At 50.6% G+C, this 23,723-nt stretch carries 21 protein-coding genes; 4 read left to right on the top strand and 17 right to left on the bottom strand.

Going from position 1 to position 23,723, the window contains the following annotated elements; translation table 11 throughout:
• Window positions 1-21: 21 nt before the first annotated feature.
• The 5 genes from EJO50_RS08300 to EJO50_RS08280 all read right to left on the bottom strand — a co-directional run bounded on the left by EJO50_RS08300 (window position 22) and on the right by EJO50_RS08280 (window position 9,300).
• A complete protein-coding gene (locus EJO50_RS08300; protein ID WP_125973231.1) occupies window positions 22-6,006 on the bottom strand; it encodes an AAA family ATPase in 5,985 nt (1,994 codons plus the stop codon).
• Between the two features lie 134 nt (window positions 6,007-6,140).
• A complete protein-coding gene (locus EJO50_RS08295) occupies window positions 6,141-7,073 on the bottom strand; it encodes an exopolyphosphatase (RefSeq protein ID WP_125973229.1) in 933 nt (310 codons plus the stop codon).
• A 21-nt stretch (window positions 7,074-7,094) separates the two neighbouring features.
• On the bottom strand, window positions 7,095-8,045 hold the full coding sequence (locus tag EJO50_RS08290; RefSeq protein WP_125973227.1) for an SPFH domain-containing protein: 951 nt from the start codon (window positions 8,043-8,045) through the stop codon (window positions 7,095-7,097).
• Complete coding sequence (locus EJO50_RS08285) at window positions 8,045-8,470, bottom strand: NfeD family protein (protein ID WP_125973225.1); 426 nt, start codon at window positions 8,468-8,470, stop codon at window positions 8,045-8,047. Before EJO50_RS08285 ends, EJO50_RS08290 begins: the two co-directional genes overlap by 1 nt.
• Before the next feature lie 356 nt (window positions 8,471-8,826).
• Complete coding sequence (locus EJO50_RS08280) at window positions 8,827-9,300, bottom strand: Lrp/AsnC family transcriptional regulator (RefSeq protein WP_125973223.1); 474 nt, start codon at window positions 9,298-9,300, stop codon at window positions 8,827-8,829.
• A gap of 156 nt (window positions 9,301-9,456) precedes the next feature.
• On the opposite strand from EJO50_RS08280, the gene EJO50_RS08275 reads away from it, so the two are divergent.
• The 3 genes from EJO50_RS08275 (at window position 9,457) to EJO50_RS08265 (ending at window position 11,845) form a co-directional block, all read left to right on the top strand.
• The gene (locus tag EJO50_RS08275; RefSeq protein ID WP_125973221.1) at window positions 9,457-10,242 is read left to right on the top strand and encodes a phenylalanine 4-monooxygenase; all 786 of its coding nucleotides are present in this window, start codon (window positions 9,457-9,459) and stop codon (window positions 10,240-10,242) included.
• Window positions 10,243-10,327: 85 nt separating this feature from the next.
• Window positions 10,328-11,410 carry a 4-hydroxyphenylpyruvate dioxygenase gene (gene hppD / locus EJO50_RS08270; RefSeq protein ID WP_125973219.1) on the top strand — a complete coding sequence of 361 codons (1,083 nt, stop codon included), beginning with the start codon at window positions 10,328-10,330 and terminating at the stop codon, window positions 11,408-11,410.
• A 165-nt stretch (window positions 11,411-11,575) separates the two neighbouring features.
• Complete coding sequence (locus tag EJO50_RS08265) at window positions 11,576-11,845, top strand: hypothetical protein (protein ID WP_125973217.1); 270 nt, start codon at window positions 11,576-11,578, stop codon at window positions 11,843-11,845.
• A gap of 188 nt (window positions 11,846-12,033) precedes the next feature.
• Here the strand turns inward: EJO50_RS08265 and ccmI are convergent, their stop codons facing one another.
• The 10 genes from ccmI to ccmA form a co-directional block, all read right to left on the bottom strand.
• Window positions 12,034-12,876: a c-type cytochrome biogenesis protein CcmI gene (gene ccmI / locus EJO50_RS08260; RefSeq protein WP_125973215.1), complete on the bottom strand. Its 843-nt coding sequence runs from the start codon at window positions 12,874-12,876 to the stop codon at window positions 12,034-12,036.
• Window positions 12,873-13,307 (bottom strand): cytochrome c-type biogenesis protein, encoded by a 435-nt coding sequence (locus EJO50_RS08255; protein WP_125973213.1) that lies wholly within the window; start codon window positions 13,305-13,307, stop codon window positions 12,873-12,875. The genes ccmI and EJO50_RS08255 overlap by 4 nt, the downstream gene beginning before the upstream one ends.
• 191 nt (window positions 13,308-13,498) lie before the next feature.
• A complete protein-coding gene (locus EJO50_RS08250; RefSeq protein ID WP_125973211.1) occupies window positions 13,499-14,014 on the bottom strand; it encodes a DsbE family thiol:disulfide interchange protein in 516 nt (171 codons plus the stop codon).
• A 191-nt stretch (window positions 14,015-14,205) separates the two neighbouring features.
• On the bottom strand, window positions 14,206-15,888 hold the full coding sequence (locus EJO50_RS08245; protein ID WP_233702200.1) for a heme lyase CcmF/NrfE family subunit: 1,683 nt from the start codon (window positions 15,886-15,888) through the stop codon (window positions 14,206-14,208).
• Window positions 15,810-16,181, bottom strand: coding sequence for a hypothetical protein (locus EJO50_RS17440; RefSeq protein WP_233702199.1), 372 nt, complete (start codon window positions 16,179-16,181; stop codon window positions 15,810-15,812). The genes EJO50_RS08245 and EJO50_RS17440 overlap by 79 nt, the downstream gene beginning before the upstream one ends.
• Before the next feature lie 193 nt (window positions 16,182-16,374).
• Window positions 16,375-16,818 carry a cytochrome c maturation protein CcmE gene (ccmE, locus tag EJO50_RS08240; protein ID WP_125973209.1) on the bottom strand — a complete coding sequence of 148 codons (444 nt, stop codon included), beginning with the start codon at window positions 16,816-16,818 and terminating at the stop codon, window positions 16,375-16,377.
• Window positions 16,819-17,253: 435 nt separating this feature from the next.
• Window positions 17,254-17,460, bottom strand: coding sequence for a heme exporter protein CcmD (gene ccmD / locus EJO50_RS08235; protein WP_125973208.1), 207 nt, complete (start codon window positions 17,458-17,460; stop codon window positions 17,254-17,256).
• Window positions 17,460-18,224 (bottom strand): heme ABC transporter permease CcmC, encoded by a 765-nt coding sequence (gene ccmC, locus EJO50_RS08230; protein WP_125973206.1) that lies wholly within the window; start codon window positions 18,222-18,224, stop codon window positions 17,460-17,462. The genes ccmD and ccmC overlap by 1 nt, the downstream gene beginning before the upstream one ends.
• A gap of 65 nt (window positions 18,225-18,289) precedes the next feature.
• On the bottom strand, window positions 18,290-18,964 hold the full coding sequence (gene ccmB / locus EJO50_RS08225; protein WP_125973204.1) for a heme exporter protein CcmB: 675 nt from the start codon (window positions 18,962-18,964) through the stop codon (window positions 18,290-18,292).
• Complete coding sequence (ccmA, locus tag EJO50_RS08220; protein WP_206434483.1) at window positions 18,961-19,581, bottom strand: cytochrome c biogenesis heme-transporting ATPase CcmA; 621 nt, start codon at window positions 19,579-19,581, stop codon at window positions 18,961-18,963. The genes ccmB and ccmA overlap by 4 nt, the downstream gene beginning before the upstream one ends.
• Before the next feature lie 356 nt (window positions 19,582-19,937).
• Between ccmA and moaA the strand changes: the two genes are divergently transcribed.
• Window positions 19,938-20,933, top strand: a complete 996-nt coding sequence (moaA, locus tag EJO50_RS08215) for a GTP 3',8-cyclase MoaA (protein ID WP_125973200.1) — start codon at window positions 19,938-19,940, stop codon at window positions 20,931-20,933.
• 127 nt (window positions 20,934-21,060) lie between these two features.
• Here the strand turns inward: moaA and narL are convergent, their stop codons facing one another.
• Both narL and EJO50_RS08205 read right to left on the bottom strand, forming a co-directional pair.
• Window positions 21,061-21,714, bottom strand: coding sequence for a two-component system response regulator NarL (gene narL / locus EJO50_RS08210; protein WP_125973198.1), 654 nt, complete (start codon window positions 21,712-21,714; stop codon window positions 21,061-21,063).
• Window positions 21,711-23,555 (bottom strand): histidine kinase, encoded by a 1,845-nt coding sequence (locus tag EJO50_RS08205; RefSeq protein ID WP_125973196.1) that lies wholly within the window; start codon window positions 23,553-23,555, stop codon window positions 21,711-21,713. Before EJO50_RS08205 ends, narL begins: the two co-directional genes overlap by 4 nt.
• Window positions 23,556-23,723 lie beyond the last annotated feature (168 nt).

The following is a 23,723-nucleotide window of genomic DNA, read 5'->3' as shown; positions in this document are numbered from 1 at the left end:
TTTCGCTCCCCCGGGTGGTTTTTAATGCTGCAGCCATTTTTTTAACAGGGTATTGAGCTGTAAAGGAATGATAGGTTTGGCCAGGTGGTCATCCATGCCGACTTCGGCACAGGTTTTTTTGTGAGATTCCAGCGCATCTGCGGTCAGGGCAATGACTGGGGTGGTATCGCCTCTGGCCCGCATTTTCCGGGTGGCTTCAAGGCCATCCATGATGGGCATTTGTAAATCCATAAAGACCAGATCGTAGTGATGGCCTTTTAGTTTATTGAGTGCTTCTTCGCCGTTATTTGCTTCATCGCAGCTGATTTTCAGCAGCGATAACAGCTCACGTGCCACCAGACGGTTAATAGCCACATCGTCAACAACCAGAATATGTTTACCTTCAAAGCTCATGGTTTGCTCGGCACTATCAGCAAACTGCACTTCGGCGTTTTCTGTTGCAATGGCTAAATCCAGACTAAAGCTAAACTGGCTGCCCATACCGGGCTGACTGCTGACGGTGATATCTCCTCCCATCAGATTGGCCAGTTTTTTACTGATGGATAAACCCAGTCCTGTGCCGCCAAATTGTCTTGTTGTCGAGTTGTCCGCTTGAATAAAGGGCTGAAAAAGCCGGCTGATCTGCTCGGCATTCATGCCGATTCCCTGATCGGTAATCGTAAAAAGCAGCTGCGTTTCATTCAGGCAGCGAAGCTCCAGTTGTACGCTGCCTTGCTGGGTAAATTTAATAGCATTTCCCAGTAAATTAATCAGAATCTGTGTTAAACGTAAAGCGTCCCCTTTGCGCCATTCTGCGAACTGATCGGGCAGAATCAGAGAGAGAGTCAGCCCTTTTTCTTCTGCTCTGAAGCGAAGCAGCGAGACAACCTGAGTCATAATGTTGCGGCATGAGAAGGTTTCGTTTTCCAGATTGAGGCGTTCGGCCTCTATTTTTGAAAAATCAAGAATGTCATCAATCAGCGCAATTAAGGTGTTGGTAGACTGAGTCAGTTTGGAGAGATAGTCGTTTTGCCTTTCATCTAAATTCGTGTGTTTCATTAAATGGGCAATACCGTGAATGGCATTGAGTGGTGTGCGAATTTCATGGCTCATATTGGCTAGAAATGCACTTTTGGCTTTGGTCGCGGCCTCTGCTTCTTCTTTTGCCTGATTGAGCTCGGTGATATCCATCATGGTGGCTTCGATATGACGCGGCTCGCCTTCGGTGTTGTAAAGCAGGCGGCTGGTGGTGAGCACATCCAGTATCTTGCCATTGCTGTTGCGAATCTTAATGGCGTAGCGGCTGACCCTTTCATGCTTGAGTATCATTTCTTGCAGTTGTTTTTGTTCCTGCACATTTTCAAAAAAACACAGCGCGCTCTGGCCAAGCAGGGCTTCGGCACTGCTTACACCAAGGATATCGAGCATCGCCGAGTTAATAGCGAGGATTTTGCCACTGCCAAGCTCCGTTTTCATATACCCCGTCAGCATGCTTTCAACAATGGCACGAAAACGGGATTCGCTTTCTCTCAGGGCTTTTTCGATGCGGTTTCTTTCTGCCAGTTCATTTTCCAGATGCTGGTTTACTGCGCTGAGTTCCTGGGTACGGATTTCTACCCGGCTTTCCAGTTCATCATAAAGCCGGGCGTTTTCCATGGAAATTGCAGCTTGCGCTGACAAGGCATGGATCACTTCCTGCCTGGCGGAGGTGAAGGTGCCTGCTGCCAGCGGGTTTTCCAGATAGTAAACGCCAAGAAGTACGCCTTGCTTGATAATCGGGCCGCATAATACTGATTTCACCCGGGTGTTATGCACATAAGAATCGCGTTGAAAACGCTCGTCCAGGCCTGCATCATCCAGAGCGACCGTTTCTAATGTGCGCCATACGTATTGCAAAATAGAGGCGGCCACCGGCAGGCTCAGGCTGTTTCTGGGGCGTACGGTAATGGTGTTGTTTTCGATGATTCCGACTGTTTTAAGCCGTGGCTGCCCGTCTTCAGCCAGAATCAGAGCGCCCATTGTGGCCCCCGCGCTCTCGATCATCAGCTCGGTTAAACGAACCAGCAGCGGGTCCAGTGCCAGCTCGCTTGCGATAGCTTGTGATGCTTTTAATACGCCGGCAGAGGAGAGAGGGCGGCCATGGAAGATATCTTCTTCTGGCGGAATAAACTGCCAGACCGAGCTGTACTCGTGACTTAGTGATTTAGCCAAACCTGTAGCGCCCCAGTGCTGAAGGCTGGAAATGGCGTTTTTAAGATGGTGAGTGGCATAAAGAGGGTAGCCATGTTCAACCCATAATTTGCAGGCGTGGATTTCAGCCAGGGCAATATCCTGGGTAAAACCCTGGTTGCGCGCTGCAGCGACGGATTGGTGGCAGTAGGCAAGTGCGACTTCATGTTGCCCGTTTAGCTGGGCAATCTGCGCGTCAAGCAGCTGTAATTTATGCGAGAAATTGGCCGGGCAATGATGACTCCATGCGGCCAGCTGCTCGCGGTGTGTCTTGATTTCTTCGCGCTCTTTGTTGCCGGGCGTGCGATTGGCAAGCCCCATGGCCAAATACCACAGTGCATCAAAGTTGGCGATAAAGCCCATGATGTAGCGGCTGAGCATGACGCCTTGGCGGGCGTGTAAAATGACTTCTTCGTAGCGCCCGGCAAAGAGCATGCGCTGGGCGCGGTAGATATGATAAAAACACAGGGAAGAGCGGCTGTCTCTTTGCTCGCATTCCTGGACAAAAATAGCTTCATTCGGTGTGTTGCCATCCCATGCATCGGCGGTAAAGGCCAGTACGGAGAAGTGCAGGGCATTCAGTGTGTCAATAGCCCATTGGTTTTTGCTGGCAATCGAAGATTGCAATGTTTGCTCGATCCGCTCATCCAGTTTGGACAGGGGTAAGCCGCTGATGTAGCGATGCAGCACATCTGCGCAGTATAAATAGCCGGTGAACTGTTGATCTCCTGTCATCAGTCCGGCATTGATACTGTCCTGAATCAGCGGGAGTGAGTCATGCAGTGGCCTGACCCAGGGCAGACAGCCAACAGCATAGGGCCAGCCGGTTTTGCATTTAAGTGCTTGTGCATCCAGCGGGTTAATCAGCTGATAGCCCAGGCTGGCAAACTCGAAGCCTCGCTGGTACTGGCCAAATAAGCTGCCTAATAACACACCAAACGTGCCGTAGCCCTTGCAGATTTCTATTGAGTTGCCGTGTTCCAGTGCAGTCAGCACCATGCGTGAAATAATAAAAGGGTAGTAGCGTGGGTGCCCAAAAGAGGTCGAGGTATCCAGATTCAGGAGGGTTTTTTGGATCAGCTGCTGGATAGGGTCACTTAGTACGGGCAATTGCAGCAGATCAGCCGGGCTGCGCTCTTTCATCAGCGCTTCAATTTTGGCCAGTATTTCCCGAAATGCAGCTTCCGGGTCATTGGGCCAGGCCAGGCCAAGAAGCTCGAGTGCTTCTCTGCCCGCTTCAATTGCGCCTTGATAGTCTGCACTGAGGGTTTTGCCAATAATGAGCAGATTTTGAAATTCTGCTTTTTCTCTTGCAGTGTGCAATTGCGGCATTGTGGCAAGAATGATTTCTTCTGATCCGGCCAGATCTCCCGAAAGAAAGGTCGCTTGTGCCTGCGTGTAGTGTAGCCGTAAGCGTAGCGGATAGTCGTTGTCGGTCTGCTCGTCTTCATTCAGAAGCCGCTGGGCATTATTTGCAAATTGCTTGGCGCTGGTATAGGCCGCGGAGGTAATGGCCTTGGTGGCAGTCTGTAAGAATAAATCGGCTAAATAATGGTTTTGCTCGGGATCTGCTGCTTGTAAGAAAACGTTTAATCCTGCGCTAAACTGCTGGGCAATAATGAAAAGCTGTTCCTGAAATTGTGTGCCAACCCGGTTGCTGGCCAGGTGGCGGGCAATACGTAAATGAGTTTCCTGTTGTTCGGTGTCATTCAGTAATGAGTAAGCGGCTTGTTGCACCCTGTCGTGCATAAAGCGGATTTGTCTGGGTTTGCCCGCATCACAGGGTATTTCGGTCATCAGCTCGGCCTGGCGTAAAACATGCAGGCTTTCATTGGCTTTTGCCTGAGTGAGTCCTGTGATTGCGGCCAGATCACTCAGATTACATAATTTACCAAAGCAGGCGGCGGCACTGGCGAGCGCCTGTACATGGGCAGGCAGCCTGTGTAATTGTTCGATAACAAGATCAACTACGTTCTCAGCTACATTATGTGTGGCGAGGCGGCCGATATCCCAGATCCACATGCGTGAGTCTCGGTCCCAGTAGATAAATTCTTCATCAACCAGTGTGCGAAGCAGCTTACCGATAAAAAAAGGGTTGCCTCCCGTTTTTTTATGGATGAGGTTGGCCAGTGAAAAAGTGGGCTCGGCGGTGTGCAGGATATCAATTAAAAATTCGTTTACCTGGGCTGGGGTGAGCGGGGCCAGCTCAAGCAGGGTGCTGCGCACATTCTGGGTTTGCCACTCTGCCTGGGCCAGAAGCAGGGGGTGGCCGGTACTCACATCGGTGTTGCGATAAGCACCAATCAGTAGCAGGTGTTTATTGTGGATACTCGTAAGCAGCTGGCCCATTAAATCCAGGCTGGCAGTATCTGCCCATTGTAAGTCGTCCAAAAATAAAACCAGCGGTGACTGGCGGTGGCATATGCCCTGAATAAAATCGATCAGCGTTTTATTGTAGCGATGGCGCAGCTCGGCCGGGCCCAGCTCGGTAACAGGGGGCTGTGGGCCGATCAGCCATTGCAGTGCCGGAATGGCGTCAATCAAAATTTGTGCATTGCTACCCACTGCCGCAAGCACACGTTTTTTCCAGTGATCTGTATTGGGTTCGGCCAGCCACTGCCGGATGAGTTTGTCAAAAGCGCTCGATAGTGCGGCGTAGGGAATGCTGCGCTGGTACTGATCGAACTTTCCTTCAATAAAAAATCCGCCCGCCATCATGATGTCGGGCCTGAGCGATTGCACGAGTGAGCTTTTGCCAATGCCTGAATAGCCGGAAATAAGGACTACTTCGGCTCCTTGAGACTGGCTGCGGGCAAAGGCATCAAGCAGCCCCAGCCTTTGATAATCACGGCCATACAGCGTATTGGTCGGGTGAAGTACACCGGGTTCATCATCTTCTCCCAGCGGGAAAGGTGCAGTGAGCCCGTTTGACAGGCGATCCGTACATCGTTGCAAGTCATGGGCCAGCCCCGCCGCTGTGTGATAGCGTTTCTCCGGGACTTTTTCCAGCAGCTTCATGATGATGGCGGAGAGCGCCTGTGGTGTATCGGAAATCTCGGTGGGCGAGGTAGGTATTTTGGCTAGGTGGGCGTGAATTAAAGACAGCGTGTCGTTGCTGTTAAAAGGAAGCTGCCCTGTAAACATGCGATAGCAGATAACCCCTAGCGTATAGAGGTCGCTGCGCGGGTTAACATCCGAGCGCAGGCGGCCGGTCTGTTCGGGAGAAAAATAAGCGGCACGGTGTTTTTGCGGGTCTGTTTCGCCGCCATCTGCCATACCTACAAAGCGGACGCTGTGATCGGGAGCGATGATGATGTGATCGGGCCATAGCCTGCCGTGAGGCTTGCCGCTGGCATGTAAAACAGCCAGCGCTTGTGCAATGGCCGTCATCCGCTGAAGTTTTCTGGCAAGGGTAATGGCAAGTTGAAGAGTGGTGCTGGTGCTGTGTCCGGATTCACTGATTAAGTCTTCCAGGGTACGGCCCGGGCAATCGCTCAGAACCAGTACCATTGATGCACCATGTTTGAACAAATCAAGAACCTGCGGCGTATGCCGGGTCTGGAGCTGATCAAGTAAATCACGTTCACTATTTAAGGTAATGCTGGCTCTGGGGAGCGATGCAATACGCAAAATGCAGGCGGTACCATCAGCACGTACGGCACGCAGCATGCTTCCTGTTATGTCTTGATACAGTGTGTTTTTCAGACTGTAGCCGGGGATATCCACACTTACTCCGAAGGTCTGGCTGGAAGCGTTTATTTTATTTGTGGCGGAAAACCGTCGTCGCTTGGTCAGCAATCATAAGGCCTGTAAGACAAATCAGACAGGCAATTGCGTATCTCCTTCGGCAGGGCCGTGGTGCTTGGCCGTGAATGATCTGTCAACTTCAATTTCAGCGCCGGTGTTGGGGCCGGCGCGGATTTTACCGAAAATCAACCATCCGCTGTAATTTTAAGTACTAATTCACGTAATACTTTATTAGCGTCTTCATTGGCTACCTGGCAGGTGCCTGCATTTTCGTGCCCGCCACCACCGTATTCCAGCATCAGCTCGCCAATATTGGTTTGCGAGCTGCGGTTAATAATAGATTTTCCGGTGGCATATACCGTGTTTTGCTGGTGCAGCCCCCAAAGCATATGAATTGAAATATTGCATTGGGGATAAAGCGCATAAATCATAAAGCGATTGGTCGCATAAATTGTTTCTTCATTGCGTAAATCCAGAACCACTAAATTATCATAAATACGGCTGCAATTAATGAGCTGCTCTTTAGCTTGCGGGGCATGCTCGAAATAGACTTCGATACGCTCTTGTACATCGGGCAAAGCCAGAATGTCCTCAATGCCGTGGCTGCCGCAGTATTTAATCAAATCCATCATTAACTGATAATTGGATATTCTGAAATTCTTAAAGCGGCCCAGCCCTGTACGCGCGTCCATCAGGTAATTGAGCAGCACCCAGTCTTTGGGCGTCAGAATTTCTTCACGGGTGAATTCGGCAGAATCTGCTTTATCAACCGCAATCATCATATCGTCGCTAATGGTGGGAAAGACTTTTTTGCCACCGTAATAGTCATATACGACCCGGGCGGCCGAAGGCGCTTTAGGATCAATAATGTGATTGTTTTTTTCACCGACCGTGCGAATAGTTTCGGAAAAATGATGATCGAATGAAAGATATGCACCCGGCACATAAGGCAAATTAGTTGTGATGTCATTAGCCGTTATCGTGATTTTGCCATCCTGCATATCTTTAGGATGTACAAATAAAATATCGTTAATCATATTCAGTTCAGTTAATAGCACCGCGCAGACTAAACCATCGAAATCGCTGCGGGTGACGAGGCGGTATTTGGGTTCTGACATGGCGCTATTTCCTTACGTGAATTAAGACTGTGCTGGTGGTTTAATCACAGACATAGCCGTGGCAACCATGCCTGCTATATCGCTTGCGTTAGAAGGGAGCAGCATGGTGTTGCCTTCCTTGGCAATATTGGCAAAAGCGGCTACATATTGCTCGGCTACTTTTAAATTAACGGCTTCCAGACCACCGGGCTGTTTGATTGTTTGTGCCACCATATGAATCGCTTCGGCGGTGGCGCGGGCAACAAGGCGCAGTGCTTCGGCTTCGCCTTCCGCTTTATTAATTGCCGCTTGTTTTTCACCTTCTGAGGCATTAATGGCCGCCTGACGCTCACCTTCGGAGCGCTGGATCGATGCTTCCCGCTGGCCTGTCGCCAGGTTGATCTGTTCTTGCTTTACCCCTTCAGATTGCGCAATCCGGCCTCGTTTCTCACGCTCTGCTGTAATTTGCTGCTGCATGGAGTGCAAGATTTCTTTAGGTGGGGTTAAGTCTTTAATTTCATAACGTAAAACTTTTACGCCCCAGCTGCGTGCAGCTTCATCCAGCGCATTTACTACTGCGGCATTGATGTCGTCGCGCTCTTCAAACGTTTTGTCCAGCTCCAGCTTGCCGATGACCGAGCGCAGGGTGGTTTGTGCCAGCTGCGTAATGGCCATTACGTAATCGGATGTGCCATAGGAAGCAAGCTTAGGATCGGTAACCTGGTAATACAAAAGGCCATCGACTTGCAGCTGGGTGTTGTCCCGTGTAATACAAATTTGTGATGGCACATCAAGCGGGATTTCTTTGAGTGATAAGTTGTAAGCAACCCGATCAATAAAGGGCACGATAAAGCTTAGGCCCGGTTGTAAAACAGCATGAAATTTACCAAGGCGTTCAATAATAAGGGCGTGCTGCTGGGGCACAACCTTGAATGTTTTTGCGATGAAAATAACAGCGGTAATCAAGAAAAAAAAGGGAAATCCGAATTCCATCAGGTGTGCCTTAGTGGTGAATGGTTGAGGATAAGAGAGTTGCCCTGGGTGGCAATAATTATGTAATGGCTTAAGCCTGTTTCGGAGCCAGCGGCCAGTTCCGCATCCCACAGTGTTCCGCGATAGCGAACCCGGGCATGCCTTTCTCCTTGCCATGCCACGATTTCTACATGCTGGCCGATATCACTGCTGATTTCCTCTGGGCTGCTGTCATGTTTACTTTGCCATTGCCTGAGCGCTGCGACAGCGATCAGGCCAACGAGCGCTGCCGTGCTAGTTTGCACTGTAAAGTTAAAACCTAGCCATGCGGTAAAGGCCGCACTGGCGAGCCCGATGGCGATGGCGAGTAAGTAAAAGCTGCCTGTCAGCATTTCTAATCCGGCCAGGAGAGCTGCTGCGATTAGCCAGAGCGTTATTAAACTCATTATGCTGTGTCTTTTGATATAAATATCTGCTTTGGTATAGCTGAAATACCCAGCTTCTGGCAAGCGTTAAGGAAGATTTCCATCAGCTTATTGATGGAAAACAGACAGTATGTAAGTTTCCGATTATGTTTTCTTTTCATTTTTATTGTAAGAATGGTGGGTTGGTTTGCGTGGATTTAAACCGGATATTTGAATGGCTCTGCTGATGCCAAAGTATGACAGGCAAGTGCGATTCAGGTTGTTTTTACCGAGGTCATTTAGGGACAGCATGCATGAAAACCGCTTGATTGTCAGGGTTGAAAGATAAGCCGTGCAGTGAAGGGGTGAGGCACAGGCGTGTCTCTCCCCTTACTTTATTATGGGTTCAGGTGGTTGAGAGGCAGGTGCGTGGTGTTTTTAAATTCTTTTAAAACAAAGCTTGATTTGATATCCGCAATACCAGGGTGTTGCAGAAGCTGCCCCATGACAAACTTGGAAAAGTGGGTCATATCTTCAAAGTACACCTGCAAGAGATAATCCATTTCCCCTGTCATTGCATAGCAGTTCACCACCTCCGGCCATTCCTGAATGGCAGTGACAAATTCCTGTAAATGGCTATGCCCGCGTTTTTCCAGAGAAACCCGGATAAATGCCTGCAAACCCAGTCCGATTAATAGTGGATCCAAAAGTGCAACATATTTGCGAATAACACCACTATCTTCGAGTTGTTTGAGCCTGCGCAAGCATGGTGAAGGAGACAACGCGATGATTTCGGCCAGCTCTACATTGCTTAAGCGGCCATGTAACTGAAGCTCGTTCAGAATTTTTATATCAGTCCTGTCTAATTCCATGGTTCTTTCTCCCCTCATTTTATGTTTAATTGGTGTTAAATTGCATAAATATTTATTTTGTTAGCATTTTAGATGAAAAATTGCTCTCAACTTTTTGTAGAATGAAAGGCTAGTTTAGAACAGTTGCTGTGAAAAATACCATTTAGGAGCGCTCTTGTGTATACCGATGAAGCAGCAACCCTCAGATCCGATATGCAATTGTCCGTACCGGATGCCGTACTTGATATTCATTCTTATCCTGTACCACAGTACACCGATGTTGAACATCAGACATGGGCCAGGCTGATTGCAAACCAGAAGGCGGTATTGCCAGGGCGTCTTTGTCAGGCTTTTTTAGATGGTATCGAGCAAGTGAAATTCCCCTGTGATCGCATTCCAAGTTTGGTAGAAATCAGCAATAAGGTTGAAGCACTTTCTGGCTGGAAACTCACACGCGTATCCGGGATTGTGCCGGATGAAGATTTTTTTAAGTTGCTGGCACAACGTATTTTTCCTTCTACCGATTTTATTCGTAAGCCGGACGAAATTGGGTATACCCCCGCACCAGACATGTTTCATGATTTATTGGGGCATGCTCCACTGCTGACACACCCTCGTTTTGCTGCATTTTTTGAGGCTTTTGGCCGTGCTGGTATGCGTGCTTTTGAGCTGGATCACCCCGCTAAAGTGTGGTTGCCGCGCCTTTACTGGTACACGGTTGAGTTTGGCCTGATAGAGGAGGCGGATGGCCTGCGCATTTTTGGTGCGGGTATAGCGTCTTCTCCTAAAGAGGTGATGTTCAGCTTATCCGAGCAAACGCGTAAGCATGTGTTTGATATCGAAAAGGTGGCAGAAACGGCATATGACATATGGCATATGCAGGAAGATTTGTTTGTAATTGAAAGTTTCGATGCGCTGGAAAATGATTTTTCAAAATGGACTGCTAAGCACGGTCTAAATTAACCCGATATGGCAATGCCGTGATGATATTTTGCGTAAATTAAATCACGGTATTTTTGTATTCGGGCTTCACCTACTGGAGAGATAGATGAAAATGGAAAAACCAAACATTAACCCGCTTGAAACCAATGGTTTTGAGTTTGTGGAATACACGGGGAATACTCAGGAAGCATTAGATAAGCTGAAGGCCCTGTTTATTTCCCTGGGTTTTGTGGAAATCGCGCGACACAGAAGCAAAAACGCCAGTTTGTTCCGCCAGGGTGAAATTAATTTTATTGTAAACGGTGAGTCTACACAGCCAGCTAGTCAGTTTGCCGAAATTCACGGCCCGTCTGCCTGTGCGATGGCCTGGCGGGTAGCTGACGCAGATTACGCGTACAAATATGCGATTGAGCAGGGCGCCAAGCCCTACAACCGTCCGATTGGTTTTATGGAGCTCAATATCCCCGCGATTGAAGGTATTGGCGGCTCGGCGCTGTATTTTGTTGATCGTTATGGCCAGGATCAAAATATTTACGACGTAGATTTTATACCGCTTGAAGGCGTGGATCAGCACCCGGTGGGCGTAGGTTTATTTGAAGTTGATCACCTTACCCATAATGTGATACGCGGCAATATGGATGTCTGGTCGGGCTTTTATGAAAATATCGCTAATTTCCGCGAAATTCGTTATTTCGATATTGAAGGCAAGCTGACGGGCCTTGTTTCACGTGCCATGACTAGCCCTTGTGGCAAGATTCGCATCCCGATTAATGAATCGTCTGATGATAAAAGCCAGATTGAAGAATTCCTGCGCCAGTACCAGGGTGAAGGCATTCAGCATATTGCGCTTGCCACTAATGATATTTTTGCCACTGTAGAAGCATTGAAAGCCGGTGGTACACGTTTTCTGGATACCCCGGATAGCTACTATGATCGCACCGATGCACGTTTGCCTGGTCATGGTGAAGATTTAGAGCGCCTGCGTAAAAACCGCATCCTGATCGATGGTGCGCCTACCGAGGGCGGCGGCATCCTGCTGCAAATCTTTACTGAAACAGTGATTGGGCCGATTTTCTTTGAAATTATTCAGCGTAAAGGCAATGAAGGTTTTGGCGAAGGCAACTTTAAAGCCCTGTTTGAATCGATCGAAGACGATCAGATTCGCCGTGGTGTACTAAGCGCAGATTAAGTTTGTATGCACACCGCCACACACGGCTGTTTGTGGCGGTTTTTGTCTGATTTTGTGGTATGGGGCATGGGTGTGAGTTGTTCGATGCCGCTTCAAATGCCTCTTTGCTGTGCTTTCATACTGCAAACTGCCACAATGTAGGGCTTTAAAAACTCAATACTGCTTATGTCTACAAGTTATCCGTTTAGCTTGCTTAATCTAAGTTCTGATGAGCAGCGTGTGTGCGCTTTGCTGCAAAAACAGCGCCAGTGCACCAGTGCTGAGTTAATCAGCAAGGCCGGGGTCAGTAATCCAAATGCCGTGATTGATGGCATTAATCAGCAGCTATTAGCTAGCCATAGCCAGTGGTTTATTCAATGTAGCGCAACACGCAGCTTGGGCCGGCAATCAGTCGCGCCTGTTGGTTATTACCGGCTGCTTAGAAAACTTTTTTAGTTTTCAGTAATTCTCTCCAGCCAATATTGATTCAGAATCAAACCTTGACGCACAAAAAAAGCAGGGCACAGAGAAAGCCCGAAAAGCCTTGTTATGGCTTCTCTTGCGTGCCTTGTGCCCGGCTATTTTCCGGCCAGTGTGTGAATTAAATATCAAGTCTCGCGTTCGGGCTTTGCTGCGTTATGCTGCTACTTCACCGCATCTTTAGGCTCATCCAGTAAGCGGATTTCTTCTTTTAGCCATTGCTCATCTTCAGATCCGGCTTCCAGCAAAATCAATAGCTTATTCCACCACTCTTTTGCTGCTGCTTTGTCGCCACGCTCGACAGCGGCGCTGCCTGCCAGCATAAGGGCATCGGGCTCATTTGCGTTGACGGACAGTGATTTGACTAATAGCTCGGTGGGTTTGCCTTTAAAACTCTTCTGTTCGATAGCGAGTACACCTGCAAAACGGGCGATTTCTCCTGCATCATTTTTAATGGCAGACCATGCTTTCTCGTAGGCGCTGATCGCCTCCGTGTAGCGGGCTTGTGATCGGTAGCTGCGTGCCAGCATCAGCCAGCCCTGCTGATCGTTCGGCTCTAAAACCATGCGCGCTTCAAGTTTTTTGACCATGGCGGCAATTTCACCCGGGCCGATATCCGGGCGCTGGTGCGTATTTGGATCCAGTGCGGTAGGTGTGCCCAATTTGAAATACAGCCCGCCTGCGGCTAATGGCAAGGCAAGCAGTAGCCCAATCACCAGGCTACGCGCAGAGCGCTCGTTTTGCTTTGGGCTGGCGTTGCCGACCTCATGAACCAGGCGGCTTTCAGCCTCTTCGCGGGCGATGGCGTGATCGGTTTCGCTTAAACGTCCATGGTGCAGGTCTTCATCCAGCTCGGCTAAGATAGTGTCGTGCAAGGCATAGCGTGCACGGCGGATATCCCCTGCTTGCGAGCGGCCCTTGAGTAGTGGCCAAATCAGCGCTGCTACCGTGATAACCACCATCAGTGCGCAAATCAGTGTGAATAGGCCAAAGTGCGATGTGTTCATTGTGTGTCCTTGCCATGATGGGTGCTATCAAACTCTGCCCGTAAAGCCGCAAGCTGGGCTGGGTCGGCCGTGCTGGATGCGGGTTTTCGCTGGCGGATTTGCCGCAGCAATAGAATCAAACCGATTAAGAGCAGCAGGGGCGGCAATAGCCACAGCAACAGCGTTCTGGCCTTGAAGGGCGGGCGGTAAGTGACAAAGTCACCGTAGCGATCAGTGAGGTGGCTGATGATCTGCGGGTTGCTGTCGCCAGCAGCAATGCGCTCACGCACTTCACGGCGCAGATCTTCGGCCAGCGGCGCACGCGAGCTGGCAAGGCTTTCATTCTGGCAAACCAGGCAGCGCAGCTCAGCAGACAGCTCGACCAAACGCGCATTAGCGGCCACATCGCTGGCGGCAGGTGCGGCCACTTTAGCTGCTGCGGGCTGTAGCATCAGTGCAAGCCATAATCCGCATAAAGCCAGAGCACTAAAGCCCAAACCTTGAACCACGGAGGAAAAGAAGGACACGGAGAGCCACGGAGAAAGCCAAGATTTTCTCTGTGTAACTCCGTGCTCTCTGTGGTTCAGGACCTGGGTTTTAATATTTCGCGCTTTAAAGTAATCCAGTAGGTGGTAGTTATTCATCATCGTGCCTTTTGGAGTTCAGGCAGAAGGATGTTTTTAAAGATGTCGGGGGTGACTGCGCCGATGTGTTTGTAAGCAATATTGCCCTTTTTATCGATCACAAAAGTCTCCGGTACGCCATATACGCCGTAATCAATGCCCACTCTGCCATCTCGGTCAGCGATGACGACGTTGTAAGGATTGCCACGGCTTTGTAGCCATTCTTTGGCGTCCTTATCCGTGTCTTTGTAAGCCAGCCCGACGAGGGTGACCTTATGCTCCGCAGCGATGCTGTTGAGCACCGGATGCTCCTGAATACAGGCGCTGCACCAGGAGGCCCATACATTAAGCAGCCACGGCTGACCTTTGAGGCTGGCCGGTGAAAACTGCCCGCTGGCATCCAGACGATCGAGCTTAAATTGTGGCGCAGACTTGCCGATCAGCACGGATGGAAGTTCACGCGGATTGAGCGTTAAACCCGCCGCCAGCAGCAATGCCAGTGCCGCAAAAATAATTAAAGGAGCAAAGCGTTTCATTAAACTTTCCTAAGCTACAAAAAAGTTCTGTAGACACAGAGAATGGGGAAAATACAGTTTTTGAAAAACCCAAATCTTGAACTACGGAAGGCAGAGGGAACACGGAGTTACGCGGAGAAAACCAATGCCCTGAGTCATTTTGAATTTTCGTGCATTTGAATTTTTTCTCTGTGTTCTCCGTGTCTACAGGTTTAAGGTTTTACATTCTTAGCAGTCAAGCGTTGCTGCCGGTAGCGGCGGTCGGACAGGGCGATTACGCCGCCCAGCGCCATCAGCAGGCAGCCGTACCAGATCCAGCCAACGAGTGGCTTGTAATGCACACGCACCAGCCAGTCACCGGTGAACGGGTTGTCACCCAGCGGCTCGCCAAGGGAGACATAAATATCTTTGACCGGTGTGTGATGAATTGCCGCTTCGGTCATCGGCATCTGGCTGGAGAAATACTGGCGTTTTTCAGGCTGCATGACGCTGATGGCCTTGCCATTCTGGCTGAGGGTGAGCTGCCCTGTGAGCGCGGCATAATTACTGGCACGGGTTGATTTCACTGCGTCAAAGCGAAGGTTAAAGCCCGCAATCGTATGTGTGTCGCCAAAGGCCATACGCAGATCATCTTCGCGCTCGTAGCTCGATACCACGGTTACACCCGCTACAAACACCGCAATCCCGAAGTGGGCGATATGCATGCCGGAAAATGCCGCTGGCACATTGCACAGCGCCCGCCACCATGTATTGCCATTATGGCGGTTGCTGACTAAGCGACGGCTCCAGTCACGCAGCGAAGTGATGGCTACCCAAAGGGCGATACCCAGTGCGACGGCTACGCCCCATTTCCATTGTCCCCAGCAAAGTGGCAGCAAGATGCCGCCCACGATCGCCAGAATCATCGGTCCGTAATAAGCTAGCCACAGGCCGTGACCATCCTGGTTTTTCCAGCGTACGCTGCCGCTTAAACCCATCAGCAAGAGGGCTGGCATCATCAGCGGAATAAACACGCTGTTGAAATAGGGCGGGCCAACGGACAGCTTGCCCTGACCCAGTGCGTCGATCAGTAGCGGATAAAGTGTGCCAAGAAAAACCGTGGCACAGGCGACCACTAAAATCACATTGTTGGCAAGCAGCAGCGCTTCGCGCGAGCACCAGTTAAATGCACCGCCGCCTTCCAGTAATGGGGCGCGCCAGGCATAAAGTGCCAGCGATGCGCCGATCACGAGGCAGAGAAAAATCAGAATAAACAAGCCGCGAGCCGGGTCAGTGGCAAAGGCGTGCACCGAAGTCAGCACGCCGGATCGCACTAAAAACGTGCCTAAAAGCGAGAGCGAAAAGGTGCCTATGGCCAGCAGTACCGTCCAGTGTTTAAAGGCATTGCGTTTTTCGGCTACCGCCAAGGAGTGAATCAGCGCCGTGCCCGCCAGCCAGGGCATAAAAGAAGCATTTTCTACCGGATCCCAGAACCACCAGCCGCCCCAGCCCAGCTCGTAATAAGCCCAGGCGCTGCCCAGCATAATGCCCAGCGTCAGTGACACCCAGGCGGCTGCGGTCCAGGGGCGGCTCCAGCGCGCCCAGCTGGCATCCAGCCGGCCGGAAATCAGCGCGGCTACGGCAAAAGCGAAGGCGACCGAAAAGCCGACATAGCCCATATAAAGTAAGGGCGGGTGAAAAATCAGCCCTAAATCTTGCAACAGCGGGTTTAAATCTGCGCCATTGCTTGGCGCGGGAAGCTGGCGAATAAAGGGGCTGGACGTCAGTAAAATAAACAGATACAGGCCGCTGCCCACCCAGGCTAACACACCGCTGACTAAAGATTGCACAATAAGGGGTAAGTTGCGGGCAAATACCGCCACTGCTGCCCCCAGCCTGCCAGCATCAGTACCCACAGCAGGAGAGATCCTTCATGCCCGCCCCAGACTGCTGCAAATTTAAACCAGACCGGCAGTAGGCTATTGGATTGACGTGCTACATAGCGGATCGAAAAATCGTCTTGCAAAAATGCCGTGGCCAGCAGCGCAAAGGCGCTGGCGGTGAGTGCTAATTGCAATAGTGCGGCGGGCCTGGCGACGCGCATGGCGGGTAGCCACTGCCGCACCCCGCCCCAAATTCCCAGCGTGCCTTGCACCAGCGCTACCAGTAGCGCCAGAATCAGCGTGAAAGTACCGAGTTCACCAATCATTGTTTTTCCTGTAGTAAAGCTGAGCATGAGTCATTAAGGGCAAAAGGTCTGTAGGCACAGAGAGCATAAATAACACAGAGTACGCAGTAGAAAACAGAAGCATTCTTCGCTGCTGAATGCCGTTTAATCCCGTTTTTTTTGTTTTTCTCGGTGTACTCTATGTGCTCCCTGTAGCTCTGCGTTTGCAGACTTTTTATGTCTTTTTATCTGCTGCTTTCTGATGTGCTTTGTTGACTGCATCCTGCGCTTCTGGGGGCATGTAGTTTTCGTCGTGTTTGGCGAGCACTTCGGTGGCGGTGAAAATGCCGTTTTCCCAGCTGCCTTCTGCCACTACGCCTTTGCCTTCTTTAAATAAATCCGGCAGCAAGCCACGAAATTGCACCGGGATATTTTTATCGGTGTCGGTCACGGTAAAGCGAATGCTGACGCCATCGCCTGCGCGGATCAGGCTCTTATCCACCACCATCCCGCCCAGCCTGAAAGCCCGGCCATGCGGCGCTTCACCATTGATGATTTGCGTTGGTGAATAGAAAAAAACCAGATTCTGGCGAAAAGCATTCACAACAAAAAAAGTGACCAAAGCCAGCGTGATTAAAGCACCCGCTATCCAAAAAATACGCTTACGTCTGGGGGACATGGGGTTCTCCTACTAAATGATAAAAAGCCATGCATTGCATTGATCGTTTTGCTGTAGTGCGCGCATAAATGGTGGAGATTGCCGCGCTATTAGCGCATGGGCTTTTTGGGTGCCCCCTTAGTCCAGCCGATCGAGGAACAAGCGGCATGGGGTAGTCGTCGATTCGTGTTTGAGCGAAGCGAGTTGAATCGACGCCATGTCGATTGTCCGCAGAGAGGGAACCCCGCGCAGCGGGGCGCAGACGCTGGGGCGGCCTTCTTTGGCTTCGTTTCTTGGCCGCGCAAGAAAGGAAGGTCCAGCGGGACGCCCGCACCAAAATCAATGTGCCGAAGGCACTAAAAAGGTCTTTTTGACTTTGCTTAGCACGCATGGGGTGAACTTCGCCAATGTGAAGGGTAATGAGCGCGGCGGGTTGCACCCGCCCTACGAATGCGATCAACGCTCATATCCCTCATCCCCAATTTCTTCCGCCAAAGCCATCCTTCTCAAATGCCGGATTACTTGCTTGCGTTGCTGCCTGATCAATAGGCACTCCATGCCCAGCACTAAAACACAGGCGATGAGAGAGCCCCATACATACAGGCCATAGCCGCCCATATGGATAAAATCACTGAAGTTGGCCCAGTAGAGGGTTGAGAACATTATTTTTCTCCCTGTGCGATGCGCTCTTTTACCCAGCGGGTATAGCCTTCGCGCTGCAAAATGAGTGTGCGAACACGGGATAGACAGCTGGCGATGCTGTACATCCATGCGGCCAGCGACATCAACAGCATGGCAACCAGCATGGTACTGGCCATGCTGCTGCCTTTTTCCATTGAGATCGATGCGCCCTGGTGCAGGGTATTCCACCATTTGACCGAGAAATAAATCACCGGCACATTAAATACGCCGACAATTGCCAGCACCGAGCCAGCTTTGTCGGCGCGATCAGGTTCGTCAATGCTGCGGGTAAGGGCGATAAAGCCCAGGTACAGAAAAAATAATAGCAGCATGGAAGTGAGCCGGGCATCCCAAACCCACCAGGTTCCCCACATGGGTTTGCCCCAAAGGGCACCCGTGAATAGCGATAAAAACGCCATCAGCGCGCCTGTCGGGGCTAGCGCTTGTGCCATCATGGCAGATAGCCGGGTGCGTAGAATCAGATGCATTACCGACCAGAAAGCCATCACGACGTAAATAAACATCGCCATCCAGCTGGTGGGCACATGCAGAAAAATAATCCGGTAGCCTTCACCTTGCTGAGCGTCGCCGGGGGCAATCGCAAAGCCGATCCAAAACCCTGCAGCGCAGAGCAGTATGGCCAGAGCCATAAACAGCGGAATCAGCCGTCCTGCCAGCGGGTAAAACTGCATGGGAGAGGCGAAAGAAAATAGATTCAGCCAGCGCGGGCTGTGGGGTGGTTTCATGGTGTTCCTGAGTGCTTCTTTATAGGGTCTTGTGTGTTTAGTGTGGGTGGACGAAACATATGCATTTATTCAACCGCCAGTTTTACTGCCATTGCGGCCAGCCAGGGGGCTAAAAATAAGGTGGCGCAGAGGATGGCTGCGAGCAGGGATAATTCGGCCATGCCAGATAATCCGCCAGCGACTGCAGCGACTGCGCCGCTGCCAAAAATCAATACCGGCGCATAAAGCGGTAAAACCAGCAGAGCTAAAAGCATCTCCCCCTGACGCACACCCAAAGTGAGTGCTGCACCTATGCTGCCTAGGGCGCTAAGTGTAGGTGTGCCAAGTAGCAAACTTGCTATGAGAGTCAGTAGGGTATCATTTTCCAAACCATATTGAATCCCTAAAAGGGGGGCGATCAGGGTCAGCGGGACGCCGGTTGTGAGCCAGTGTGCTGTCAGCTTGCCTGCGACCATCACGCTGGCGGGGGTGGGGGTGATTAAAAGCTGCTCCAGGCTGCCATCTTGCCAGTCATTATTAAACAGCCGGGGCAGGGCCAGCAGATTGGCGAGTATCGCCGCCACCCACAGCACTCCGGGGCCGATGCGGGCGAGCAGCTTAGGTTCGGGGCCAATGGCGAGCGGAAACAGACAGGCTACCAAAACAAAGAACACCACACCTACTAGTAAATCGCCACGCTGTTGCCAGGCAAGTAATAAATCGCGGCGGATAATAGTGGCAAAAAAGTGTGCACTACTCATACTGAACAGCCTGCACTTAAATTTAGCTCGATGACGTTTTGTATGGCGTCAGGCAGGGCCTGATGTGAAGTCAGAATAACAATGCCGCCATCATGATTGTGCCGGGAGATCCATTCGCCCAATTGTTTTTGTGCCGCTTGATCAAGTGCTACAAAAGGCTCATCCAGTAGCCAGAGCGGGCGGCTTATTGCCAGTAACCTTGCTAAGGCCGCGCGTTTTTTCTGTCCCTGCGATAGGACGCGCACGGCCAGATCGCTCTGGCGGATGAGGCCAGCCTGGGCCAGTGTTTTTAGTGCAGCGGCTTCGCTTAATGCTTGTCCTGACAGATCAGCTGCAATGCGTAAATTAGCCAGCGGGCTGAGTAAATCTTTTAAGCCATCTTTATGGCCCAGATAATGCAGCATCCCGTAGTAATCATCTCCCCATTTTGCCAAAGGCCGGCCTTGCCAGCTGATTTCGCCATCTTGCGCTGTGCTCAATCCTGCCAGTATTTTAAGCAGTGTCGTTTTGCCTGCACCGTTTGCGCCGCGCAAATGCAGGCATTGCCCCGCATGGAGGGCAAATGATAAACCGCTAAAAAGGAGGCGATCAGCGCGCTGAGCTGAAAGTTTGGACACAGAAAGCATGGTGGGCAGTATACGGATTTGAGTTTTTTTACTGATAGGTATTTGGATCTATCTCAGAAGAGGTAGCCCTAAATGCAACGGACTCATTCATAGGCTTGGCGTTATAGTATGGGGCGATAAAGGGTGATTGGGCTATTGTTCAGGAGCCGGGCGAGTCTATGTTTGTGTGCTGATCCGCAAGCTGGCCGCGTTATGCGCTACCTGTGCGGGCAAAGTAAACCCTATAATACTTTGTATTCTGGCGGCATTACAAATGCGCATTGCTGAATTATCACAAATCGCTATATGGTGCGACTAATGATGGGTCTTATTGATTAATGCTCTCCCTCCCGTTTTAAGGAAGCTTGATGTTTGCCTCTCCGATTGCTCCCTTACAAGATCGCTTTGGCCGCGCTATTCGTTATTTACGCTTATCGGTAACGGATCGTTGTGATTTGCGCTGTAATTACTGCCTGCCTAAAGGTTTTAGTGGTTATGAAGAGCCTACAAACTGGCTGAGCTTTGATGAAATGACGCGCTTAGTTGGTCTCTTTGCTCAGGCTGGTGTTTCGCGTGTGCGCCTTACGGGGGGCGAGCCTTTACTACGGCACAATTTACCTGAGCTGGCCGCTCGTTTGTCGGCGCTGCCGGGGGTGGAAGATCTATCGCTCTCTACCAATGCAACGCAATTGGTAAAACACGCGGTAGCGCTGAAAGCTGCCGGGGTGAAGCGCATTAATGTCAGTTTGGATTCACTGGATAAGGGCTGTGTTAATACGATTACCGGCCGGGATAGTTTTGATGCCATTATGGCTGGAATTATGGCAGGCAAAGCGGCGGGCTTTGATCCGATCAAGCTTAATATGGTTGCCATGCGCGGCGTGAACGAGCACGAAATTAACCGTATGGTGGCTTTTTGCCTGGAAAACGGGTTTATTTTGCGTCTGATTGAAGCCATGCCCATGGGCAGTACCGGTCGCAATGCGCAATATCTGGATTTAAACCCAGTTCGTGAGCAGCTGGTTGCCCAGTTTGGCCTGATTCCCGAAGTGGCCGAGCTGGGTGGCGGGCCGGCGCGTTACTGGCAAACGGCAGACGGTAGCGGGCGGGTGGGTTTTATTACCCCAATTTCGCAACATTTCTGTGCCTCCTGTAATCGCGTCAGGCTGGCCGTGGATGGCACTTTATACATGTGTCTGGGGCAGGAAGAAAAATTTGAATTTGCACCGCTGCTAAGGGGGGGGGCAAGCGATGCAGAGATTTTAACCGCACTCAAAACCGCCATCGAGCTAAAACCGGAACGCCACGAATTTAAAGAACAACCCGGTAAAATCATCCGCTTTATGTCACAAACGGGCGGCTGAATCTTTAAAAACTCTGTAAACACAAAGGGTGGGGAGAACACAGAGCCCACAGAGAAGCCTAAGTGCTGTTTGCTTTTCTCTGTGTTCTTACTTGACTCTGTGTCTGCAGAGTTTTTTTTAATACGAGCTACCCCAGCTTTATCCCTTGTTCCACTGCCCAGATGGCGGCTTCTAGCCTGGAGCGGAAGTTTAATTTTCTGAGCAGGCTTTTAACGTGCACTTTTACCGTGCCTTCTGCAATGCCCAGCTCTCTGCCAACTAATTTGTTGGATAACCCGTTAGCCAGGCAAGCGAGTATTTCTCTTTCCCGCTCGGTTAGGGATGCCATCATGGCGTTACGCTCACTGCCATCGTCTTCCCGCATGGCCAGAGCAAGTACTCTGCCCAGGCGCTCCGGTATGGCCATTTGTCCGTCCAGGGCTTCGGCAAGACTACTGATGATTTCTTCCGGCTCCATGTCTTTTAGCAAGTAACCATCGGCGCCTCCCCGCACTGCTGCTACCAAATCGGAGGATTGGTCGGACACCGTGAGCATCACGACACGGGAATCCAGATCCAGCTCTTTTATGGCGCGCAGCGTGGCAATGCCGTCCATATCTTTCATGTTTAAATCCAGAATAACTAAATCGGGATTTTTTGCTTCAACCACAACAAGGCCCTCTGCTCCGCTGGCTGCTTCGCCAACGACATTAAATCGTGCATCCAGGGCCAGAAGCTGAATGACACCCTTACGAAATAAAGGGTGATCATCGATAACAACGACGGTATATGTGTTGCTCATGACGTGTATCCTTCTGCAACAGGGCTATTGGGGGTGAATTGTAAGGAAACGATGGTGCCGTTTGGGAAATGGCGGGCGATGCTGAGCTCTCCCTGCAGGCTGTTGGCGCGGTCGCGCATGATGCTTAATCCGTAGTGCTGCTTTTTTTCAGGATGATCATTGATACCCAGCCCGTCATCTCTGATTGTTACCAGGACGGTTTGCTCTGACCAGATCAGGGTGACCCAGGCATGCTGTGCATGGGCGTGGCGTTCGATGTTGGCGAGTGCCTCGCGCACAATTTGTAAAATGTGGATTTCTTCATGTGCGCTCAGCTCGACACCCATCAGGTGGTTTTCCAAAAATACCGGATGGGCTGCGCGCTCTGCAAATTCGTGCACAGTTTGTTCCAGCGCTTCGGTGAGCCCGCGCTCGTGCATTTGCAGGCGAAAAGTATTGAGCAATTCGCGCAGCTGGCGGTAAGCATCATTCAGGCCCTGGCGCAATTCTGTGAGTACGGCCTGGGCTGTGTCGCTGCGGGCTGCTTCAGGAAATTCGGTTTGTAAGCGCATTACTTGGATCTTTAAGTAAGACAGAGATTGCGCCAATGAATCGTGAAGCTCTCTGGCAATGACCGAGCGCTCTTCGTGCAGTGCTAAACGATGCAGAGCCTGCTTACGTTTGGCATTGGCCAATGCAGTACCGATCTGGCGCGCTACCGCCTCAAGTAATTGCCGCTGCCAGTCAGCTAGTTTTTGTGAGGGCTTGAGTTGAATTGGCATTATGCCGTAGTTCTTTCGTCCGTCACTGAGTTGAAATACCGGGTAATCAGTGGTCTGGGTCGGTGTATTTGCGGCTTGGCTGCAAGAAGCACAGGCTTTTTGATCGCAATACTTGCTTGGTTTATTGGTGATGACGGCAAAGCGAAATGCCAGTGGAGCCTGTTCGGTTTCAGTGATGCAAATGGCTGCGTGTTCCAGCTCGATCACGCTGCCTAAATCACTTAATACCTGGTCAAAAGTGTTCTGATCAGGCTCTTGATCAGACAGGCGCTGCTTAATACGATAGAGTAGCTCCAGGCTGCGCTGATTTTGTGATAAAGCCCTGGTTTTTTCACTGACACGAGATTCTAACTCACCAATGCCACGGGCTAATTCAGCCACCATGTGGTTGATGGCTTGCCCTAGTAAAGTGATTTCGCCCGCGCCGTCTTCCGGCGCACGTACGTTTAAATCACCGCTTTTAATTTTACTGGTGGTGTGAACCATGGCAATAAGTGGTTGTGTGACGTGTTGCGACAGCCAGCGTAAAGTTCCAATAAGCACCAGAACCATAATACCTAAACTAATCCATTGGATACGTCCCAGCCAGAGCAGGCGCGTTTCGTGCCTGGCTTCAATGGCCTCTACATAGGCATCAATTAAAGAAACAAAGTGAATTGCTTTTGGCAGCAGGCTGCCATCGTGATTTTTTTTAAGTTGAGATAGCTCTTTTTTGATTTCTGTCCGCCAGGTTGTTTCCATATGGTCGTAGTGCGCCCGTATCGGATCATTTGCCTGATTGGGTAGGTTATTGAGTAATGTCGGGTGATAGAGGCGGTGCTCAAACTCGTTAATCACTGTTTGCAGTTGAGGATGGCTGGCTGGCGGGGGGGCGGGAGGGGATTCGTGAGTGGCAACAATCAAATAAACCTGCTTACGCAAGGAGCCTGCCAGATTGATTACGGTGCCTTCGCCTGTTGAGCGCACTACTGTGCTCCAGCTCATAAAAAAAGCCAGAAATGCAGGCAGAACCATCAGTAATAATGCACGGGTAATAAACTGCAAAATTGACGTTTGGCGGAAACCTTCCTTAATACGCATATGCCATACCTCTAAATTTCCATTCCAGTGATCATGTTACGGTCCGATTCGTTTACGGTTTGGAATACACGTCATCCGTTTAATGCGCTTTTTGCCAAAATCAAGTTTGCATAAGGGCTTAAGCAATGTAAAAGCTGCAAAATATAGCCTGTTTTACTTCATTACTTC

This window comes from Iodobacter ciconiae, from assembly GCF_003952345.1.
Classification (GTDB): domain Bacteria; phylum Pseudomonadota; class Gammaproteobacteria; order Burkholderiales; family Chitinibacteraceae; genus Iodobacter; species Iodobacter ciconiae.
The sequence above is the reverse complement of the archived record's forward strand: the minus strand, read 5'-3'. Positions and strand labels throughout refer to the sequence as shown.

Excerpts from the sequence above, each read along its gene's own strand:
- hppD (WP_125973219.1), top strand. The coding sequence starts at position 10,328 with ATGAAAATGGAAAAACCAAACATTAACCCGCTTGAAACCAATGGTTTT.
- ccmI (WP_125973215.1), bottom strand. The coding sequence starts at position 12,876 with ATGAACACATCGCACTTTGGCCTATTCACACTGATTTGCGCACTGATG.
- ccmC (WP_125973206.1), bottom strand. The coding sequence starts at position 18,224 with ATGAAACCACCCCACAGCCCGCGCTGGCTGAATCTATTTTCTTTCGCC.
- EJO50_RS08280 (WP_125973223.1), bottom strand. The coding sequence starts at position 9,300 with ATGGAATTAGACAGGACTGATATAAAAATTCTGAACGAGCTTCAGTTA.
- EJO50_RS08295 (WP_125973229.1), bottom strand. The coding sequence starts at position 7,073 with ATGTCAGAACCCAAATACCGCCTCGTCACCCGCAGCGATTTCGATGGT.
- ccmE (WP_125973209.1), bottom strand. The coding sequence starts at position 16,818 with ATGTCCCCCAGACGTAAGCGTATTTTTTGGATAGCGGGTGCTTTAATC.
- EJO50_RS08205 (WP_125973196.1), bottom strand. The coding sequence starts at position 23,555 with ATGCGTATTAAGGAAGGTTTCCGCCAAACGTCAATTTTGCAGTTTATT.
- EJO50_RS08265 (WP_125973217.1), top strand. The coding sequence starts at position 11,576 with ATGTCTACAAGTTATCCGTTTAGCTTGCTTAATCTAAGTTCTGATGAG.
- EJO50_RS08285 (WP_125973225.1), bottom strand. The coding sequence starts at position 8,470 with ATGAGTTTAATAACGCTCTGGCTAATCGCAGCAGCTCTCCTGGCCGGA.
- moaA (WP_125973200.1), top strand. The coding sequence starts at position 19,938 with ATGTTTGCCTCTCCGATTGCTCCCTTACAAGATCGCTTTGGCCGCGCT.
- ccmD (WP_125973208.1), bottom strand. The coding sequence starts at position 17,460 with ATGTTCTCAACCCTCTACTGGGCCAACTTCAGTGATTTTATCCATATG.
- ccmB (WP_125973204.1), bottom strand. The coding sequence starts at position 18,964 with ATGAGTAGTGCACACTTTTTTGCCACTATTATCCGCCGCGATTTATTA.
- EJO50_RS08250 (WP_125973211.1), bottom strand. The coding sequence starts at position 14,014 with ATGAAACGCTTTGCTCCTTTAATTATTTTTGCGGCACTGGCATTGCTG.
- EJO50_RS08255 (WP_125973213.1), bottom strand. The coding sequence starts at position 13,307 with ATGCTACAGCCCGCAGCAGCTAAAGTGGCCGCACCTGCCGCCAGCGAT.
- EJO50_RS08290 (WP_125973227.1), bottom strand. The coding sequence starts at position 8,045 with ATGGAATTCGGATTTCCCTTTTTTTTCTTGATTACCGCTGTTATTTTC.
- narL (WP_125973198.1), bottom strand. The coding sequence starts at position 21,714 with ATGAGCAACACATATACCGTCGTTGTTATCGATGATCACCCTTTATTT.
- EJO50_RS17440 (WP_233702199.1), bottom strand. The coding sequence starts at position 16,181 with ATGATTGGTGAACTCGGTACTTTCACGCTGATTCTGGCGCTACTGGTA.